We start from the raw sequence: 17,923 nt of genomic DNA, 5'->3' as shown, positions 1-17,923 counted from the left end.
GATTGTTCCTATGTTACAATGCGGCTTATTCCTCTCAAACTTTTCCTTTCCCATGGTCCTTTTTTCCTTTTTCGCTTTTAAAGTTAATACAAATCACAGGCTCTCAGCAACCCACCTAGGGTCGATGGAGCGGGTGATGGGGATCGAACCCACACTACCAGCTTGGAAGGCTGGGACTCTACCATTGAGCTACACCCGCACACATTTAAGGTGGTGGAGGGAGCAGGATTCGAACCTGCGTACGCGTACGCGGACAGATTTACAGTCTGCTGCCTTTGACCGCTCGGCCATCCCTCCGGCCAAAAGTGCCCTTTCCCAACAAAATGTTAAGAGCATTTTATTGCTTGTTCTATCAAAGATCAGTTTTTCGAAATTTGATATTACATAAGGGAAATAGGATATTTAGACCCGCTTGTCAATCAGATTTAATGTTTTAAAAAAAAATTCCTTCTGAGTGATGTAAATATGCCCTTTTTAAAAACAACAAAGACCAGAAAAATCAACAAGTACCAAACAAAAACCCTTGGATTTGCCATAAAATCTCAGCTTTTTAGAGCGCAGATCTCTTGACGGCACCTCTAAAAAATGTACAATACAGAAACATAGGGAGAATTTTATGACGCGAGCAGAACTTATTGACCTTATTCACAAAAGAATGCCAGAAAAATCTCATAAAGAGGTTGAAAAAGCAGTTGGCTGCATTTTTGAGGAAATTCTTCATGCTCTTGAGGGAAATAAACGCGTTGAAATTCGAAATTTCGGTTCTTTTTTGGTCAAGAAAAGACGCGAACGCCAAGGGGTTGACCCCCGAAATGGAAGCCCTATCAGCCTTCAAAATCGCTATGTGCCTTTTTTTAAGGCCGGTGGATCGCTGATTGATTTTATTAATCGAAATAAACACTAGATCTTTTTTATACCCTAACTCCTAAAAGATTGAGCTGTCTCAATTCAGCTCTATTCCGGTGCTTGCGCTTAAATCAACTTGCATTTCATGAAAAAACCCTACACACTATAAAAAACTAAGGAGACTTAAAAATGAGTAAAAAAATACGCCTATTAATCCTTTTGATGATGCCTATTTATTTGGGAATGCCTGCCGAGTCCTTTTCGGCTTCTGCAGGACATGCATCCCCGACTGGCTTCGATGAAAAAACTGAAGGCTTTATTCGTAAATTTATGAAAAATTCTGCGGATGAAACATCTATACGTCAAGCCTTACAAATTTGCCAACTCGTACTGGAAAAACGGGCGGGTCAGCTTATTGACAGAGAATCATTAGTTGCAAACATAGCAGAAGTCCCTGCAGAAACTAGAGTCTTTATTACCTCCCTAGCCGTTCTGTTCATTCCGCCAACAACTTCTGATAATATACTAGCTTACAGCCCTTCTAGCCTAATATATGCCATCAGTCAGCTTAAAGAAGACAAAAGAATGTCTATCCTGAAAAAAGCAGAAGAGGAGATTCGCATAATTGAACAAAAAGACAAAAAGCCCTTAGCTGCAGCGCATAGAGCTTCTGTTATTGATGAAGCCGCTAAAGAAATGTAACAACAACGCATTCTTTTAAAGTTTCCGCAAAGAGGCAAAACCATCTTTGCGGAAAAATTTCTTGTGTTTTGATTGTTTATACTACTTTAGGCTTTCTAGAGCCATGATGGCCTAATCCTATAGTTTTAGCCAAAGAACTGCGACGGATCGCATAATTAGGCGCAACTGTTGGATAGTCTGCAGGCAAGCCCCAACGCGCTTTATAATCTTGAAGAGACATCCCATACACAGCCTTTAGATGGCGTTTTAGCATCTTAAGCTTTTTGCCGTCTTCTAAGCACACCAGATAATCTGGGGTTACAGATTTCTTAATAGAAACGGCGGGCAATGGTCGAGTGGACATTTCTGGTGCCCCCCCTTGAACATTTGTCAAAGTTCCGTAGACTTTTTGAATCAAGGCTGGCAATTCGGTTGTGGGAACTGAGTTATTTGATACATGAGCGGATACAATATCCGACGTTAAAGAAAGCAAATGATCTATATTTAATTTTTCTGTCATATTATACCTTTATATTTCCATAATTATTTATATTTTCTTGAGGTATAGCCTGACTGCCAAAAAAAATCAATGTTGAAATTTTTGATTTTTTTCTCTTTCTGGAAAATTCCAGAATTTTTCACTATCCTCATGGGCTTGACCCGGGGGCCTTTATTCCTTTATCGTGTCAACTATAATGACACTAAGCAAAAAACCCATTCTGATTTTTCTGATCACAGAAGCATCCTACTTCTTAAGCCACCGCTTGCCCCTTGGGTTGGCAGCTTTGAAACAGGGCTATCAGGTTTGCCTTGTAACATGCCCCCAGAACCACACAAAGCACCTGGAATCTCTGGGATTCAAAGTTTATCCCCTGCGGCACATGACCCGGGCCAATTGCACTCCCTGGCAGGAACTTAAAAGCTTGTATGAAATTTATACAATCTATAAAAAGATTCAGCCCGATATCGTCCACCAAGTGGCCATGAAACCTGTTCTTTATGGAACCATTGCAGCCAGGTTGGCCCATGTTCCCTGCATCATCAATGCCTTAGCCGGTTTGGGGTATGCCTTCACCTCCCCTTCCTTAAAAGCCAAAACCCTGAAGCGTTTTATTCTGTGTTTTTTCAAGATTCTTTTGAAACACAAAAACGTTCATTTGATTATTCAGAATCAGGATGATCAAGTGTTTTTCACGCCTCTTTTACAGCCTCATCACACCCATCTGATCCGCGGGGCAGGCGTTGATCTGAAAACCTTTTGCCCCCCCTCAACGCCCCCAAAAAACAAAATTTTTACCATAGCTTTGGTCGCCCGTTTGCTGTGGGATAAGGGCATTCAAGAAGCCATTGATGCGATCCACATGCTCAAAGAAAAAGGTCTTAAAATTCAATTGGTGGTGGTGGGGGGGGTAGACCCCCAAAACCCCAGCGCTATCCCCAAAGAAACTGTGATGGAGTGGCAGAAAGATAAAGACTGTGAGTGGATTGATCACACGGATCATGTGGAAAAAATTTACCACAAAGCAGACTTAGCCATACTGCCTTCATACCGGGAAGGCCTGCCCAAATCTTTATTAGAAGCCGCCGCCTGTGGCCTTGCCATCGTCACAACAGATGTGCCTGGGTGTCGGGAAATTGTCGTCCATAATAAAAACGGTCTTCTGGTGCCCGCGAAAGACGGGCTCAAATTGGCTGAGGCCATTGAATTTTTGTATAGCTCAGAAAAAACCCGAAAAAAATTCGCCCATGAAAGTCGCGCCCTGGTGGAAAAATATTTTTCTGAAGAAAGGGTTGTGCAGGAAACCTTGGCCTTATATAAGAAGATATGAAAAATCAATCCCACCCCACCTCTTTATGGAACATTTCCGTTCGGATCGCCCCTGTATTACAACCCCTTTACAAGCACATTTTTGAATCCCTTTGCCCCAGCGTTAGCTGGGATGAAGACCCTCAGGATGGCACCATTTTGGTGGAAGGCATCTTTGTGCAAGAGGAAATTCCGCCTCTGACGGCCCAGGAAATCCGGGAAAAAGTTGAAGATTTCTGTAGTGCCTGCGACGTAACCGTTCCAGCCTCCCTTGTCATCAAAGAAATTCCTGACAGAAATTGGTTGAAAGAAAACCAACAGTCCTTCCCGCCCCAAACCATTGGGAAGTTTTTTATTTATGGCTCCCATTACAAAGGGCCCTTCCCCGAGGACCTTTTCAGCATTCAGGTCGACGCAGCCCTGGCCTTTGGTAGCGGTGAGCACGCCACCACCCAAGGCTGCTTGCGAGCCCTTTCGGATCTTAGCTCTCTCACCCCCCACGCTTGCCTAGACATGGGTTGTGGCTCTGGCATTTTAGCTATTGCCATGGCAAAGCTTTTTAAAGCCCCTGTGATGGCCGCTGATATTGATCCTTTCTCTACGAATACAACGCTGGAAAATTGCGCCCACAACAAAGAAAGTGGGTTGGTTTCCACCTATTTGGGAGACGGCTACAAAGTCTTATCCCCTGACCAAAAATTTGACCTGATTACTTCAAACATTTTGGCAGGCCCCTTGTGTGCCATGGCGCCCCAGTTGGCCCATCACCTGAATCCACAGGGCTACGCCATTCTGGCAGGTCTTCTTGAAAATCAGGCTGATGATGTGATCAAAGCCCATACAGACGCAGGCCTAAGGTTTATAAAGTCCTATATAATAGAGGGGTGGTCCATACTGCTGCTACAAAAATGACCTTTCAGAAGGAAGCTTTTCTTAAAGTCCAAAACTACTTAAAACAACACAAGATAGCGGCACTCCTTTTACCCCTGACGGACCCCTTTGGCAGCGAATACGTATGCCCCCATTACAACTTTTTTCCTTGGATGACCGGGTTTACAGGCTCCACTGGTCTTGTCTGCATCACCCCAGAAAAGTCAGCGCTTTTTGTAGATGGGCGCTATACCCTACAGGCCAAAAACCAGATTGATCCGCACTTTTTTGATATAATTCCCTATGAAATGCCCCGCCTTAAGGATTGGATCCCCATTCAGCGCGGCAAAACCATCTATTATGACCCTTGGCTGTTTTCTGCTCAACAGGTTGACACCTTTGAAAAGACCCTGTTTCCCCTGCCCTTTCAACCCCTGAAAGAAAATCCTGTCTTGACCCTATGGCCCCAACGCACTGCGCAACCTGCCAGCCAAATACATCCTTTCCCAATAGAGTATGCAGGCCTTTCTTTTGGCCAAAAATCTGCCCAGATTTGGCAGAAAATTTATGACTACCCTATTGAAACTCTGCTGCTGTCTAATCCCTTAGATATTTGCTGGTTATTGAACATCCGGGGCAATGATATTGCCCACGTTCCTGTCGTTCTAAGCTATGCCCTTCTGCACAAAAAAGGGAACGTCGATTTATTCGTTCACACCCCTGAAAATTGCACAAATTTCACCTTTGAAACAACCGTAAAAGTATATCCCTTAAGCGACTTTGCATCCCATCTTAAAACAGAGGACACAATCGGCTTTGACCCTGCTGAAACTCCCATGGCCATAAAGGGGTTGATCTCCACAGGAACACCCCTTAAAAACCCCTGCCCTCTTCTAAAATCAGTTAAAAATTCTGTTGAAATAAAAAAATCTCAACACGCCCAGGAAATGGATGGGGTTGCCATGGTCAATTTTCTCTGTTGGCTTGAAAAAACCTTGCCCCATCAGTCTATCACTGAAACAGAGGCGGCAGAAAAATTAAATGGTTTTCGCAAAGCCAATCCCACCTGTAAGGACCTTAGTTTTGAAACCATTTCTGGTTTGGGCCCGAATGGGGCTCTTATCCATGGGCGACCATCCCTCACCCCCTTAAAAATGGGGGAAATATATCTGGTAGATTCCGGGGGCCAATACTTACAAGGCACCACAGATGTCACCCGCACCATAGCCCTTGGGGGAAAGCCTACAGACCACCAGAAAGATATTTATACGCGGGTTCTCAAGGGATTTTTGCGCTTGATAAGGGCCCATTTCCCCGCAGACACCCCCGGATCTCGCCTGGATGCCCTGGCCCGCTATGACTTGTGGCAAATCCATCAAGATTATGCCCACGGTACGGGTCATGGGGTGGGACAATATTTATCGGTTCATGAAGGCCCCGCCAGCATCAGTCCACGCTCTACCACCCCCCTGATGCCTGGGATGATTGTGTCCAATGAGCCCGGCTGCTATCTTGAGGGCAAATTTGGCGTGCGCATTGAAAACTTGATGGTGGTTCGTTCTAAGGGGAAAATAGGCAATTCAGAAAAAGAGATTTTGGGTTTTGAAAACCTAACTCTGGTCCCTTTGGATAGTTCCTTAGTGCTATTTGAAATGCTTGATAATTCCGAAAAAGAATGGATTAAAACCTATCATCAAACCATCTTAAAAACTCTAAGCCCCTACCTAAGCCTTGAAGAAAAAGATTGGCTGGAAACAGCCTGTGAGGGGTTTTTGTAACCCCTCACAGAATTCCTCGGGCCGAAGCCAGAGGGAGTCAACGAGAAAAGTAAAAACCCTAAAAATAAGAGGATCCTGTTGTTTCCCGAGGCCCCAGTCCATCTGACGCACGCAAGTCTCTCCGTGCCTCTGTTTCGGCTGAGGTCAATACAGTAGAAGCAGATTGCTGCAAAGTATCCGGCATGCACCTCTCAACTTCTCCCCATACCCTAGGATGTGGAGTAGAATCTGTTCTATGCAAAGTCGGCCTCTCTGACAATCTAGCTTCAGCATCAGCGGCAGTATCCATGGCGGCCTCAACTAAATTAAAACTTAATAATAATATTGTAATTGTAAAAATATTTTTCATTTTTATTTCTCCTAGATTAGAAAAAACTTTTATCAGAAATATGTAAACTAGCCTATATAAATTTTCTCACTCTTGCTAAAAGGAAAAATTCTCAGATTTTTTCTTATCTTTTTTATTTAGCCTCTTCTTACAGTCGATTCGCAGCAGCATGAGAAAGCGACTTGACTTTCTTTTTCTTTTTTTGCATCTATTCAGTTGCGAAATAAAACTGCTTGATTTTTTCTAAAGTACGAAGACTTCGATCAGGCAGAGGTCTTCCATTAAATCGTTTGATTACTTCAGCCTTAAATTCAGAAAATGTAACTTTTTTGGGAGGAGGTATGGGACCAAACTTTTTTTCCAACTCTTTAATCGTAAGTTCCACATATTCTAATGGTCCCTTTTGTAAGGGTGGCGCAAAGCATTCATTCCCATTAATGCTTTGCACAGCATTGCAAAAATTAAAGTTTGCTAAGACTGCTACAAAAGTTTGCTAAGACTGCTACAATAGTAAAATTATAAAATATATTTTTCATTTCTAGCCTATGTTTCTTATTTATCAAAATAACAGAAGTAAAACATACTAAAAACAAAAAAGTAAATATTATAATAAATTTCCCCATGTAACATAGTGCAACAAATCGTTATTTCAAGTTTTCAAGGGAATGTCTTATCTTTAAGATATGTTAGAAAAGACAATAAAGAAAATTGTAACATGTGAAGGCATTGGGGTTCATACGGGTCGCCAGGTTTTGTTGACGCTTCACCCAGCTCCCGAAGGCTTTGGCATTCGCTTTAAAAGAACAGATACGGTTCACGGGCACACCCTCATTCCCGCCCTTTGGAATCACGTGAGTGGTACCCGGTTTTCCACCAGTTTAGCCAACAGCGATCAAATTTCCATTGGCACCGTTGAACACATCATGGCTGCCTTGGCTGCTTGCTCAATTGATAATATCCTGATTGAAATTAATGGGCCAGAGATTCCTATTTTAGACGGTAGTTCCTCCCCCTTTGTGCAATTGATTGAAAAAGCGGGCGTTGCTGCCCAGTCCAAACCAAAGAAATTCTTGCGAGTCCTAAAAAAAGTCACTGTTGAACATAAAGACACCTGGGCCATTCTGGAACCCAACGAAAAATTAAACACCTTAGGCTTAACTTATGAATTTAAGTCCCGCCATCAAACCGAATGGCAGACCTACTCTACTCAAGATGTTGTGAAAGATTTTGCAAAAGATTTGTCTGCTGCCCGCACCTTTGGATTCCTTGAGGATGCAGAGGCCTTACGTCAAAACGGCCTGGCCCAAGGGGCGTCCCTAGACAACACAGTTGTTTTTGACGGCAATCGCCTTTTGAATGACGACGGACTCCGCTATGAAGATGAATGCTTGCGCCACAAAGCTCTAGACGTCTTAGGCGATCTTTATTTGGCAGGGCACGCTTTGATCGGCCGTTTTCATGGGCACTTGTCAGGGCACAGCTTGAATAATCAACTCCTCAAAACCTTAATGTCTGATCCCACAGCTTGGACCATCGACACCCCCGCAGATCAGTATAACCGCAAAACTTATCAGCGCGCTGTAGCGTTTTAATTCTAACCACTCCTCACTCCCCATAATTGCCTCCTCATCTCTATTTTTTCTTGCTTTCCTCGGGCTGACCCAAGGACCCACGCCTTACTTTTTGGGGTGCAGTCGCACCCCTTCAGGGCTATGCCCTGAAGTAGCTAGATTGTCACAGAAATTCTTCGAATTTCTTCGCAATGACGGTATTATTAAAAACCTAGATTTTTACGTCGAGTACGAGCGAAATAAAGGGCGAAGGCTTCGACATGTAGTTCTTGTACATAGAAGCCTCAGATCCCGCCGTTTCGCGATGGAGTGTCTCAAAAGATAGACTTTTTTTAAAGCGGAGATAGAACCATAATCACTTGCGGCCCTTCAAACTTTGGTGAGCTTTCAACTTTGGCAAATTCAGACAAATCTTGAATGATCCGGTCGAACAACTTCATGCCAATTTCTTTGTGGGCAAGCTCTCTTCCGCGGAACCTAAGGGAAACTTTTACTTTATCTTCATCTTCCAAAAAGCGTTTCATATTTCTCAGTTTGACTTGATAGTCATTCTCCCCAATAAAGGGACGCAATTTCATTTCTTTAATTTCGACAATTTTCTGCTTTTTCTTAGCTTCGTTTTTCTTTTTCTGTAGTTCGTATTTATACTTACCATAATCCAAGATTTTACAAACAGGGGGCTCGGCTTTAGGAGAAATTTCAACCAGATCTAGACCAGCATCCATGGCTAGATCAATGCCTTCTCGAACCGAAACGACGCCCAGCATCTCTCCGTCTTTGCCAACAAGCCTTATTTTATCTGCTCTGATTTGATCATTGATGCGAGGACCCTCATGACCCGGGGTGGGGCGTATAAACTTAGATATGAACAATTCTCCTTTTGTTTAGCATGGCTGGCATGCCTCTGTTCTTAATTTATCAATTGCTTGCGGAAGTGCAAGTGTTTCTTGATTCGTATCTCCTAATTTTCTAAGAGTCACTGTATTATCAGCCTGTTCCCGGTCGCCCACAATCAAGATATAGGGCACCTTTGCCAGACTGTGTTCGCGGATTTTGTAGTTAATTTTTTCGTTCCGCAAATCCAGTTCCGCCCGCAGACCAGCCTGCTCCATAAGGGCAGCAATTTTCTCCGCATAGGGATTATACTGGGTTACAATGGGGGCAATAACGGCTTGAGTGGGGGCCATCCACAGGGGAAACTTGCCCGCATAATGTTCAATCAAAATTCCAATGAACCGCTCAAATGTTCCTAAAATGGCCCGGTGGAGCATGACAGGGCGATGTTTGCACCCATCTTCCCCCATATAGGAGGCATCCAGCCGTTCTGGCAAAACAAAATCCAATTGAAGCGTGCCGCACTGCCATTCCCGACCCACAGCATCTCGCAGGATGAATTCCAGTTTGGGGCCATAAAAGGCGCCTTCCCCGGGATTCATGGCATAGGAAATTTCCATTTCCTCAAGAGCATTTTTCATCATAGATTCAGCCTTGTCCCAGGCGGCATCGTCGCCTGCACGCACGGCGGGGCGATCAGAAAAGCGCACATTAAAGTCTGGGAAACCCATGGCTGTATATACTTCTTTCAGCAAGGTACAAAACTTTTTTGATTCATCCAAAATCTGGTCAACGGTGCAAAAAACATGACCATCATCCTGAACAAAATTACGCACCCGCATGATGCCGTGCAACCCACCCGAGGGCTCATTGCGATGGCAGCAGCCAAATTCCGCCAGACGGAGTGGCAAATCCCGATAACTTTTGAGTCCCTGCTTAAACACCTGAACATGGCAAGGGCAACTCATGGGTTTCAGCGCCAACATACGATCGTCCGAACTGGTCAGCGCAAACATATTGTCTTTAAATTTCTCCCAGTGGCCCGAGGCCTCCCACAGTTTGCGATCTAACAACAGGGGCGTGTTAATTTCCTGGTAATCATTCTGTTCCAATTTATGGCGGATGTAATTCTGCAGTGTCCTGTACAAACGCCAGCCTTTGGGGTGCCAGAAAACGCTACCTACCGCCTCTTCCTGCATATGGAAAAGATCCATCTCTCGGCCTAATTTCCGGTGATCTCTTTTTTCTGCCTCTTCCAGCTGGAATAGATAATCTTTCAGCTGCTGTTCTGTCGCCCAGGCAGTCCCATAAATACGTTGAAGCATGGCGTTTTTGGAATCACCCCTCCAATAGGCGCCAGCCACTTTCAACAGTTTGAAAGCTTTGCCCACCTTGCCTGTTGAGGGCGCATGGGGACCCCGGCATAAATCCAGAAATTTTCCTTGGCGATAGAGAGAAATCTTTTCGTCCTTGGGCAAATCATTAATAATCTCTGCCTTATAATTTTCGCCCATTTTTTTGAAGTAGGCCACAGCCTCGTCCCGATCCCATTCTTCCCGAACAAAATCTTCATTGCGATCCACAATTGCCCGCATCTTTTTTTCAAGAGCTTCCAGGTCATCTGGGGTAAAAGGTGTATCTAAAGCAAAGTCATAGTAAAAGCCATTTTCAATAGCAGGCCCGATGGTGATTTGAATGTTGTCCCCGTAAATTTCTTTGGCGGCCTCAGCCAACAAATGGGCCGTATCATGGCGGATGATTTCAAGTGCATCTGCGTGGGTTTTTGTCACGATTTCCAGGGTAGCATCTTTTGTAAGCAGATAAGAAAGATCAACCAAAACCCCATCAACCTTAGCCGCTAGCGCCTCTTTCAAAAGCCTAGGGCTAATCTGTCCCGCCACATCGGCAGCAGTCAGAGGCGTTTCAAAAGAACGGACAGTATTATCAAGTAATCTAATGTGTATCATGGTCTATGCTTGGCACTTTAGACTTTTTGGGTATTTTGTCAAGACAGACTTCAATCGGAAAGATTCTCCCTCGCAAAATCCCAGTTAATCAGGTGGGTCAAAAAGGTCTCCACATAGTCGGGGCGGCGGTTTTGGTAGTCCAGATAATACGCATGCTCCCACACATCACAGGTCAGCAAAGGCCTTATACCAGGTTGAGTTAAAGGAGTTTCCGCATTGCCCGTTTTGAGGATCTGTAGTTTCTTGCCATCCCACACAAGCCAAGCCCAGCCGCTACCAAATTGAGTCATGGCGGCCTCTTTAAACTTTTGCTTAAATTCGTCGAGTCCCCCGAAAGCTTCCTCAAGGGCGCGAAGCACTTTACCCGTGGGTTTTGTGGCCTCAGGGCTTAGACTCTGCCAGAAAAAGGTATGATTCCAAACTTGCGCTGCGTTATTAAAAATGGATGCATTTTCCCCATGACTTTTCCGGATGACCTCTTCCAAAGACATATGCGCATAGGCCGTGCCTTGCACCAACTCATTCAATTTCGTCACATAACCCTGGTGGTGTTTTCCATAGTGAAAACTTAGGGTTTTTTCAGAAATATGGGGCTCTAAAGCCGTGGGCGCATAGGGTAAAGGGGGAAGTGTAAAAGTCATGATTCTCTCTCTTATTATTTCATTAAGTTATTTCCTATAAAGGATCTGGCGTCAATGGAAAAGTATAAAATCCCCTACTCCCATTGTGATTCAACTTCCTTTTGCTCTTTCTCTATTGCCTTTTCTGCGGCATGGAACATGACACATGGCGCATCTTTTTTTGAAGCTCTATAGCTTGACCGATTCCCAAATATAGTTGGGGACACACAATATCCAGATCACGGTGAAAGATTATGTCAGAAATACTTAGACGATCAGAAAGAATACTAAAATGAAACTGCCCCTCTCCACAGAAGAAAACCCCTGGCTCTATAAGGTGCATGTTAGAATCCTGATGCTTAATCTCAGCGACGCCATCTTCTATGCTCCAAATCTCCAAGCAATACCCTGTTTCCAATACGCCAGCTTCTAAACGATAAGCGGGGTGAGGGTACATAGCCTGAAGAGTTTCTTGCGCCGGGGGTATTCCATTCCACAATTCCCGCCAATCCTGCCCAGTGGCGGCTCCCACAGAATCTAACGTTATTAAACTTATTAAAAAGAGCAGAGTTTTAATTTTTTTCTTAAACACAATAAACCTCCTTTTTTAATCAAATGAAATTGCTTCTCCCCATTTGCCTTGGAAAAAATTTTCGGACAGGGGTTTGCGGGTGCGAGATGCATTTTTATCAGGCGCATTATCCATTTCATACCCCAGGGCAATCACGGCCATGGGGACGCAGTCTTCAGGGATATGAAAAATCTCTTTCATTTTCTTGTCGTCAAATCCTCCCATCTGGTGGGCCATAAGCCCCAGATCCACAGCCTCAAAACACAAACTGATGGCGGATGCCCCCGTGTCATACTGGGCCCATCGGTTAAATTTTTTAGTCTTGCTAAAGGTTTCGCAGGCAACCGATACTATCAGAATGGGTGCATTCTTTGCCCAAGCTTGGTTGGCCTCAGCCAAGCAGGAAAGAAGCTTGTCATACGCCCCATCCTTGTGACCTTTGATTCCAACAATATACCGCCAGGGTTCATCTCCAAAGCAAGAAAGAGACCAGCGGGTGGCCTCTAACACTTCTTTCAGCTGGGCCTGAGAAACCGTCTTTTTTGGGTCATAACTGCGACCACTGTGTCGCCTTTTGAAAAGATTATTCATGGCTGGTTCCTTTTATTTTGTTGGGTCTCTGGTGACATCATCTGGAAATAGCATTCTCGAAATTTTCTTTCTTGATCCCACAAGTTCTTCTAGAGCTGTTTCTCTAGAAGGAGTCACCATAGGAGCTCTACTGGCAGTGTTTTTTAGACCTGCTCCTTTTTCTATGTGTTGAAATAATTTTCCAGAAGTTTCAATTTTCCCAATGTCTAAGTACCGATCTGGGCTTACAATATCTACTCTCCGATCAGAGGTTATGTCAAAAATATTTAACTGTGCAAAAGTGACACTAAAATGAAAGTTACCAAAAATGACAGGATCTATAAACGGTTCAGTTTTGTGATAAATAGATTCTGGGATTCCATCCTCTATATTCCAAATCTCTAAGAAATAACCTCTATCTGAAAGACCCGCTTCCACACGATAAGCTGATTCTGGGTACATTAATTGAAGATTTTCTTTAGATGGGGGAATGCCTCTCCACAACTGCTGCCAATCCTCTGCAGCCACTGCCCCAAAAGAATCTAGTGTCATTAAAGTTAATATGAAAAACAGGGTAGTAATTTTTTTTGTAATCACGACAGGCCTCCTTTTCTTTATACTTTTAGTATGGCCTAATCTTTGGAATCTCGTCTAGATCTTTTTGGAGAAAATCCTGCCTTTTCTCCTTCTTCCTCATCATCCTCCTCTTCTCCTCCACCGCTAAGAAAAAGTGCGGTTTCAGGGCTTATTTTGGACGGAGATGTCTCAATACTCTGAAAACCCTCATGCGCAACTGGGCTAACTGACATAGATCTAGATGATGGGGTTGATTCTGGAGAGCCTGCATAAAGGGTTCCTTTTTGCCATAAATTTTCAAAATGGGATTTTATTTGTCCTATAATTGGGATTAGAGGATCGTTGGGATCAGTCATATTTGCGCTGATTTTTACACAGTCTTCGTAGTTGTTATGCCGGGCTGAAGCTGTCCAATTAAAGGAACCTAGCACCACACGGGTAACCTCATGTGTTGAAAAAATAGCTAATTTTTCATGCATAGTTTGTCGCTCTGTTCCCAAAGTTCGGATCAAAATTTTAGGGTGTTGCAACCGTTTGAGAGCTGATGTTCTATAAGATTTTGACTGCCCATCATCTAAAAGGATGCGAATGGTAGCCCCCTGCCCTGCAAGAGCAAGTAGCCTAGTAATAAGATTTTCATCTGTCAAAATATACATAGTTAAATCGATGGTTGTATTTTTTGCATGAAGAAATAGTTGAGAGAGTGTGTCTGTAAGAGCCTTCCCACACTCATCTTGTTGTTTGTGGATAGAATCGGGTGTATTCGCGAAGAATTTTAACCCCCCTGCACTGAAGTGAGCACTTTTTAAATTAAGACTAATAAAAATTAAAAATAATAAATAGAATAAATTTTTTTTCATAATATGCTCCCCGTTATTTTTAGCGTAACGAGCTTTTATTTCTATGTCTATTATTTTAAAAAGCTATAAAGATTTTAGAATTACTGGGACCAGAAAGACCTTCTTTTGAAATACCCTCTAGATTTTCTATTCGAATTAGGGCAAGGCCTCTTTTTTCAAAACCGCTTTTGAAAAGGCCTACTTCTTCGTCTCTATAGAACAAGGAGGCATCAAAGGTCGGCAAGGGCCCTTCCACCACCACAGGGAACAATTTTTTGCGCACTTCCCCCACATGTTTTGTTCGGGAAGTTAGCTCTTGTCCCATATAGCATCCCTTGGTCCAACTGATGGCATTCAGATCGTCCATGTTGTTTTCCAGGGGAATGGCTTTGTCCACAATCATATCCAGACTTCCTTCCGGGATGCCCAGGGTCAGGCGTTTGCGATGATAAAGAGCGAAATCTTCTGAAAAATCCCCCTTTGGGACCAAAGCATGCATTCCCATGGCTGTGTTTCGCGGATCAATAAAGATAAGACTGGGGGGCGCTTGCAATATAGTCCCGGGAGTATTCGTTGATTCGTGGGGTTGCCAAACAAGGAAAAAGTCAGCTGAAATATTTTCAATGGCCACATCAGATTTCAACTTATACATAGAAAGTTTTTTGATTAAGTCATCGATGCGACTAAGTTCAGGGGTCAGGAAAAATTCACCTATTCCATTCTGCCCTATAAAAAAATCATGCTGGAATCGACCTTGAGGAGAAAGCAACAGACTGTAAATAACCCTATCTTCCGATGCTAGATTCACGTCATTGGTCACAAGCCCTTGCAGAAGTTTAAGACAGTCTGCCCCTGTTAGGCGCAAAATACCCCTATGCGTTAGGTGAAACCATGGTGTTGACGGCATGAACAAATATCTCCAATATGCTTTCATTATGAAGATTTTATTCATCACGTCAACGCATTTGGGCGATGCCATTTTATCCACGGGAATTTTGGATCATTTGATTGTGCAACATCCGGGGGCAGAAATTACAGTGGCTTGTGGGTCAGTGCCTGCTGCCCTGTTCCAAGACATGCCGGGGTTAAAAAAAATTCAGATTGTTCAAAAGAAAAAAGGGGGGCTTCATTGGCTGATTCTATGGGGTCGCTGTGTGATGACCAAGTGGGATTTGGTTGTGGATCTGCGGGGGACGGGGCTTAGTTATTTCTTGTGGGCCCAGAAACGGCGGGTATGGCGATCTAAAACCACTGAACTTTTAAAGTCAAAACAGCTTGCCAAATTCATGGGGCTGACTAAAACCCCTTTTAACAAAATCTGGATTGGCGACCCACATCTTAAGGTGGCTCGTCACTTGCTGCCCGTTGGCCCCACCTATATCGCCCTATCGCCGGCCTCTAACTGGGATAAAAAAACTTGGCCCCAGGGATATTTTGCTGAGTTAACTACCAAGCTTCTGAAACACAAAGATCTTTTTCCCCACCCAAAATTTGTTATTTTTGGGGCAGCCCATGAACGGCAGAATCTGGAAACTTTGTTCGCAGGGCTTCCTGCAGACCGAACCATCGATTTAATGGGTAAAATTCATTTACTGGAAGTGGCGGCCTGCTTGAAACAATGTAAACTTTTTGTGGGCAATGATTCGGGATTAATGCACTTGTCGGCAACGATGGGAACCCCCACTGTTGGATTATTTGGACCCAGTGATTCCCGGGTCTATGGCCCCTGGGGCCTCAAAACACTTATCATTAAAAATGATTTGTCATTTGAAGAAAATATGGCGGGCGCCCTTAAGGGTAAAAATGTGATGAGCCTGTTAAAACCTGACCACGTGGCGAAGAAGATTTTAGGGTTTGTTCGAAAAGTTTTTAAAAAATAGCACTCTTTTCCCTATTGATTTTTTCGAGCATGACCCGAGAGAATCCCTGCTCTCCACAAAATTCATAGAAGCCTAAGGAAGATGCAGAACAGCCTCTGCGAGCCTTTCATATTGAGCTAAAGAGTTTAGAAAAAGCCCAGAAGCTACCTGATCCCTAATTTTTTTTTGGAACGTTGAAGATCGGTCCTCTAAGGTAGCAACAGCTTCTTCATGGGCCTGTTTAAGGTCCATTTGTTCCTGATGTCTATTAAATAAGCCAACTATACAATTTTCAAATTGATCCAAAGAGACGATTCGTTGGTCTATTTTAAATTCAACCTTATTAGGGCTTATTGCTATGCAACTTAGTTCTGGTTCTTTAGTAGCTTTTGGCCCCCCTTTGGGAGTAGCTTTTGGCCCTCCTTTGGGAGTACTTATTTCTTTGTAGATAGTATCGGCCATAGTTTTTGCTATTTCTCGCAAAGAATTTTTCTGCTCTAGCACAAATTTAGCTATATGCCTGCGTTGAAAATCATATAATGGTAAACGACCAGATGCCGGAAGCGTAGGCGCCAAGGTATCCTGAAATATTTTCAACCATACGATAGCATCCAAATAGTTTTCTTCTCCAAGGCTTCCTCCGGTCAAAACAGTAACGGCATCTTGTGGAGAGTATCTTAAAAGAGCGATAGCTATACGATCCTGATCTTTTGTAACAGATTTGTAATCGGCGAGTATACTTTTTCTATCGGAATCATCCTTCACTTGTTCAGCTATATGTCTTGTCGCTAGCAACTCAAACAATGAATCGAAATCTTGTTCTTGGTCTGGAAAAAAAATGTTGAGCATCTCCTCTATTGTGGGCCATTTTTGCTTAGCAAGATCTGCCTTTAATGCCTCAGCAAGGTCCGGCTTTAACTGCATAAACTGATTTACTGCTAGCCTTGAAATGTGTTTTGAAAGTTCATCACTAACAGTATGAATCGTAACGGCTTGTGGCTGCACAATACGAGCTCTAGCAGGTTGGACTTCTTCAACATCAGCTGGAGCTGGAGCACATTGAGCTGGACGTGGGGCAGCAGAAGTTCTTGGGCGAACTGGCGGCTTTTCCGGTTTTTCAGGAAAAGAGCTATAAGGTGTGGAAGGCGTTTCTGTCTTCAGAGGTTTGTCGCCAACGTATAAGCTATCACCAGCTGGAGCTGGTGCAGTTGTTCTATCTTTTTCTTTAGGATAGAGATCTTGTTGAACGGGCAGAGGGGGGGGCAATTTCATAGCCCTAACCAAATCGTCCAGGTTTGTGATAAAATACGCTAACTGCAAAAATTCTGCGTGGACGTCGTGGCCAGCTCTTAGAGCAGCATCTGCAATCTGCTCAAGACTAGTAAATCCGGCAGATTGTGCAGGAGCAGCCTGAGCTGGACGTGCGTCATCATAATCATAAAAAGGAGCTTGTTGAACGGGAACTGGTTGGGCAAAACCCAGCAGTGAAGCAAGCTCTTGTGGATTTGTGCAATCTCTCCTCAAATCCCAATAAAAGGTTAATTTATCATCTCCGGCAGCCCTAGCAGCAGCTTCAACCTCAGCAAGACTATTAAAACTGACAAATCCAACAGGTCGAGCAGGAGCAGCCTGAGCTGGGCGTGCAGCGCCATAATCATAAAAAGGAGCTTGTTGAACGGGAACTGGTTGGGCAAAACCCAGCAGTGAAGCAAGCTCTTGTGGATTTGTGCAATCTCTCCTCAAATCCCAATAAAAGGTTAATTTATCATCTCCGGCAGCCCTAGCAGCAGCTTCAACCTCAGCAAGACTATTAAAACTGACAAATCCAACAGGTCGAGCAGGAGCAGCCTGAGCTGGGCGTGCAGCGCCATAATTTTGGGTGTGCAGACTATAAAAATCATCTCGATGGGCGGACATACTATCTTGGTTGCCCATCAAAGCACCAGATAAAATAAGCGCAAGAATATTTAATTTTTTCATTGTTCAATCCTATAAAAAGTTATTGTAGCCTATATATAGGATTTAATTTCTGAATGACAAGTATTTTTTCTTTTTTGCGCAAATTAACACTAAACACTTAAAGAAATATGTTTTTTACTTCTCATCTATTGACATTTGGTATAATTACATGTTATATAATTTTCTTATCCGGACGGAATAAAAATATCGATAAAGAATTACTTGTTTCTTAGAAAACTTCTCCTAA

Annotated in this window: 19 protein-coding genes and 2 tRNA genes; 7 read left to right on the top strand and 14 right to left on the bottom strand. The window is 43.5% G+C overall.

The annotated features are described in order from the left end of the window. Nucleotides 1–125 precede the first annotated feature (125 nt). Nucleotides 126–199: transfer RNA gene (locus WCG05_04955), tRNA-Gly, on the bottom strand. Nucleotides 200–211: 12 nt separating this feature from the next. Then, nucleotides 212–297 (bottom strand) — tRNA-Tyr (locus WCG05_04950). A 319-nt stretch (nucleotides 298–616) separates the two neighbouring features. Here WCG05_04950 and WCG05_04945 point away from each other — a divergent pair. Continuing rightward, a complete protein-coding gene (locus WCG05_04945) occupies nucleotides 617–904 on the top strand; it encodes an HU family DNA-binding protein (protein ID MEI8321336.1) in 288 nt (95 codons plus the stop codon). A gap of 131 nt (nucleotides 905–1,035) precedes the next feature. Next, nucleotides 1,036–1,548, top strand: coding sequence for a hypothetical protein (locus WCG05_04940; protein MEI8321335.1), 513 nt, complete (start codon nucleotides 1,036–1,038; stop codon nucleotides 1,546–1,548). Nucleotides 1,549–1,624: 76 nt separating this feature from the next. Here the strand turns inward: WCG05_04940 and WCG05_04935 are convergent, their stop codons facing one another. Beyond that, nucleotides 1,625–2,047 (bottom strand): MucR family transcriptional regulator, encoded by a 423-nt coding sequence (locus WCG05_04935; protein ID MEI8321334.1) that lies wholly within the window; start codon nucleotides 2,045–2,047, stop codon nucleotides 1,625–1,627. A gap of 175 nt (nucleotides 2,048–2,222) precedes the next feature. On the opposite strand from WCG05_04935, the gene WCG05_04930 reads away from it, so the two are divergent. Genes WCG05_04930 through WCG05_04920 form a run of 3 tightly spaced genes read left to right on the top strand, consistent with a single transcriptional unit; the run spans nucleotide 2,223 to nucleotide 5,982 of the window. After that, nucleotides 2,223–3,356, top strand: coding sequence for a glycosyltransferase family 4 protein (locus WCG05_04930; GenBank protein ID MEI8321333.1), 1,134 nt, complete (start codon nucleotides 2,223–2,225; stop codon nucleotides 3,354–3,356). Then, nucleotides 3,353–4,246: a 50S ribosomal protein L11 methyltransferase gene (locus tag WCG05_04925; protein MEI8321332.1), complete on the top strand. Its 894-nt coding sequence runs from the start codon at nucleotides 3,353–3,355 to the stop codon at nucleotides 4,244–4,246. The genes WCG05_04930 and WCG05_04925 overlap by 4 nt, the downstream gene beginning before the upstream one ends. After that, nucleotides 4,219–5,982, top strand: coding sequence for an aminopeptidase P family protein (locus tag WCG05_04920; protein MEI8321331.1), 1,764 nt, complete (start codon nucleotides 4,219–4,221; stop codon nucleotides 5,980–5,982). Before WCG05_04925 ends, WCG05_04920 begins: the two co-directional genes overlap by 28 nt. A gap of 58 nt (nucleotides 5,983–6,040) precedes the next feature. Here WCG05_04920 and WCG05_04915 read toward each other — a convergent pair whose 3' ends face one another. Beyond that, nucleotides 6,041–6,331, bottom strand: a complete 291-nt coding sequence (locus WCG05_04915; GenBank protein ID MEI8321330.1) for a hypothetical protein — start codon at nucleotides 6,329–6,331, stop codon at nucleotides 6,041–6,043. A gap of 187 nt (nucleotides 6,332–6,518) precedes the next feature. Further along, entirely contained in the window at nucleotides 6,519–6,758 is a 240-nt protein-coding gene (locus WCG05_04910; protein MEI8321329.1) for a hypothetical protein, read from the bottom strand. A gap of 235 nt (nucleotides 6,759–6,993) precedes the next feature. Here WCG05_04910 and lpxC point away from each other — a divergent pair, with 235 nt between their 5' ends. After that, complete coding sequence (lpxC, locus tag WCG05_04905) at nucleotides 6,994–7,902, top strand: UDP-3-O-acyl-N-acetylglucosamine deacetylase (protein ID MEI8321328.1); 909 nt, start codon at nucleotides 6,994–6,996, stop codon at nucleotides 7,900–7,902. A 311-nt stretch (nucleotides 7,903–8,213) separates the two neighbouring features. Here lpxC and infC read toward each other — a convergent pair whose 3' ends face one another. From infC to WCG05_04865, 8 genes are all read right to left on the bottom strand, one after another. Beyond that, a complete protein-coding gene (infC, locus tag WCG05_04900) occupies nucleotides 8,214–8,753 on the bottom strand; it encodes a translation initiation factor IF-3 (protein ID MEI8321327.1) in 540 nt (179 codons plus the stop codon). A gap of 12 nt (nucleotides 8,754–8,765) precedes the next feature. Continuing rightward, the gene (gene thrS / locus WCG05_04895) at nucleotides 8,766–10,682 is read right to left on the bottom strand and encodes a threonine--tRNA ligase (GenBank protein MEI8321326.1); all 1,917 of its coding nucleotides are present in this window, start codon (nucleotides 10,680–10,682) and stop codon (nucleotides 8,766–8,768) included. Nucleotides 10,683–10,732: 50 nt separating this feature from the next. Continuing rightward, nucleotides 10,733–11,323 carry a superoxide dismutase gene (locus tag WCG05_04890; protein ID MEI8321325.1) on the bottom strand — a complete coding sequence of 197 codons (591 nt, stop codon included), beginning with the start codon at nucleotides 11,321–11,323 and terminating at the stop codon, nucleotides 10,733–10,735. Nucleotides 11,324–11,435: 112 nt separating this feature from the next. Continuing rightward, nucleotides 11,436–11,894: a hypothetical protein gene (locus WCG05_04885; protein MEI8321324.1), complete on the bottom strand. Its 459-nt coding sequence runs from the start codon at nucleotides 11,892–11,894 to the stop codon at nucleotides 11,436–11,438. Between the two features lie 15 nt (nucleotides 11,895–11,909). Further along, complete coding sequence (locus WCG05_04880) at nucleotides 11,910–12,464, bottom strand: nitroreductase family protein (protein ID MEI8321323.1); 555 nt, start codon at nucleotides 12,462–12,464, stop codon at nucleotides 11,910–11,912. 12 nt (nucleotides 12,465–12,476) lie between these two features. Further along, nucleotides 12,477–13,040, bottom strand: a complete 564-nt coding sequence (locus WCG05_04875; GenBank protein MEI8321322.1) for a hypothetical protein — start codon at nucleotides 13,038–13,040, stop codon at nucleotides 12,477–12,479. Between the two features lie 35 nt (nucleotides 13,041–13,075). Continuing rightward, nucleotides 13,076–13,879 (bottom strand): phospholipase D-like domain-containing protein, encoded by an 804-nt coding sequence (locus WCG05_04870; protein ID MEI8321321.1) that lies wholly within the window; start codon nucleotides 13,877–13,879, stop codon nucleotides 13,076–13,078. A gap of 55 nt (nucleotides 13,880–13,934) precedes the next feature. Beyond that, the gene (locus WCG05_04865; protein MEI8321320.1) at nucleotides 13,935–14,792 is read right to left on the bottom strand and encodes a folate-binding protein; all 858 of its coding nucleotides are present in this window, start codon (nucleotides 14,790–14,792) and stop codon (nucleotides 13,935–13,937) included. A gap of 1 nt (nucleotide 14,793) precedes the next feature. On the opposite strand from WCG05_04865, the gene WCG05_04860 reads away from it, so the two are divergent. Continuing rightward, on the top strand, nucleotides 14,794–15,738 hold the full coding sequence (locus WCG05_04860; protein ID MEI8321319.1) for a glycosyltransferase family 9 protein: 945 nt from the start codon (nucleotides 14,794–14,796) through the stop codon (nucleotides 15,736–15,738). A gap of 72 nt (nucleotides 15,739–15,810) precedes the next feature. On the opposite strand, the gene WCG05_04855 is transcribed toward WCG05_04860, so the two are convergent. Beyond that, the gene (locus WCG05_04855; protein ID MEI8321318.1) at nucleotides 15,811–17,697 is read right to left on the bottom strand and encodes a hypothetical protein; all 1,887 of its coding nucleotides are present in this window, start codon (nucleotides 17,695–17,697) and stop codon (nucleotides 15,811–15,813) included. Between the last annotated feature and the right edge of the window lie 226 nt (nucleotides 17,698–17,923).

It is taken from the genome of Alphaproteobacteria bacterium (assembly GCA_037146715.1).
Taxonomy (GTDB): domain Bacteria; phylum Pseudomonadota; class Alphaproteobacteria; order UBA7879; family UBA5542; genus JBAWWO01.
This window is presented reverse-complemented; position numbering and strand designations above follow the sequence as displayed.

Coding starts and splice junctions, on each gene's coding strand:
- WCG05_04890 (MEI8321325.1), bottom strand. CDS start 11,323: ATGACTTTTACACTTCCCCCTTTACCCTATGCGCCCACGGCTTTAGAG.
- WCG05_04925 (MEI8321332.1), top strand. CDS start 3,353: ATGAAAAATCAATCCCACCCCACCTCTTTATGGAACATTTCCGTTCGG.
- WCG05_04870 (MEI8321321.1), bottom strand. CDS start 13,879: ATGAAAAAAAATTTATTCTATTTATTATTTTTAATTTTTATTAGTCTT.
- WCG05_04865 (MEI8321320.1), bottom strand. CDS start 14,792: ATGAAAGCATATTGGAGATATTTGTTCATGCCGTCAACACCATGGTTT.
- thrS (MEI8321326.1), bottom strand. CDS start 10,682: ATGATACACATTAGATTACTTGATAATACTGTCCGTTCTTTTGAAACG.
- WCG05_04935 (MEI8321334.1), bottom strand. CDS start 2,047: ATGACAGAAAAATTAAATATAGATCATTTGCTTTCTTTAACGTCGGAT.
- WCG05_04930 (MEI8321333.1), top strand. CDS start 2,223: ATGACACTAAGCAAAAAACCCATTCTGATTTTTCTGATCACAGAAGCA.
- WCG05_04915 (MEI8321330.1), bottom strand. CDS start 6,331: ATGAAAAATATTTTTACAATTACAATATTATTATTAAGTTTTAATTTA.
- WCG05_04945 (MEI8321336.1), top strand. CDS start 617: ATGACGCGAGCAGAACTTATTGACCTTATTCACAAAAGAATGCCAGAA.
- WCG05_04880 (MEI8321323.1), bottom strand. CDS start 12,464: ATGAATAATCTTTTCAAAAGGCGACACAGTGGTCGCAGTTATGACCCA.
- WCG05_04855 (MEI8321318.1), bottom strand. CDS start 17,697: ATGAAAAAATTAAATATTCTTGCGCTTATTTTATCTGGTGCTTTGATG.
- WCG05_04860 (MEI8321319.1), top strand. CDS start 14,794: ATGAAGATTTTATTCATCACGTCAACGCATTTGGGCGATGCCATTTTA.
- lpxC (MEI8321328.1), top strand. CDS start 6,994: ATGTTAGAAAAGACAATAAAGAAAATTGTAACATGTGAAGGCATTGGG.
- WCG05_04940 (MEI8321335.1), top strand. CDS start 1,036: ATGAGTAAAAAAATACGCCTATTAATCCTTTTGATGATGCCTATTTAT.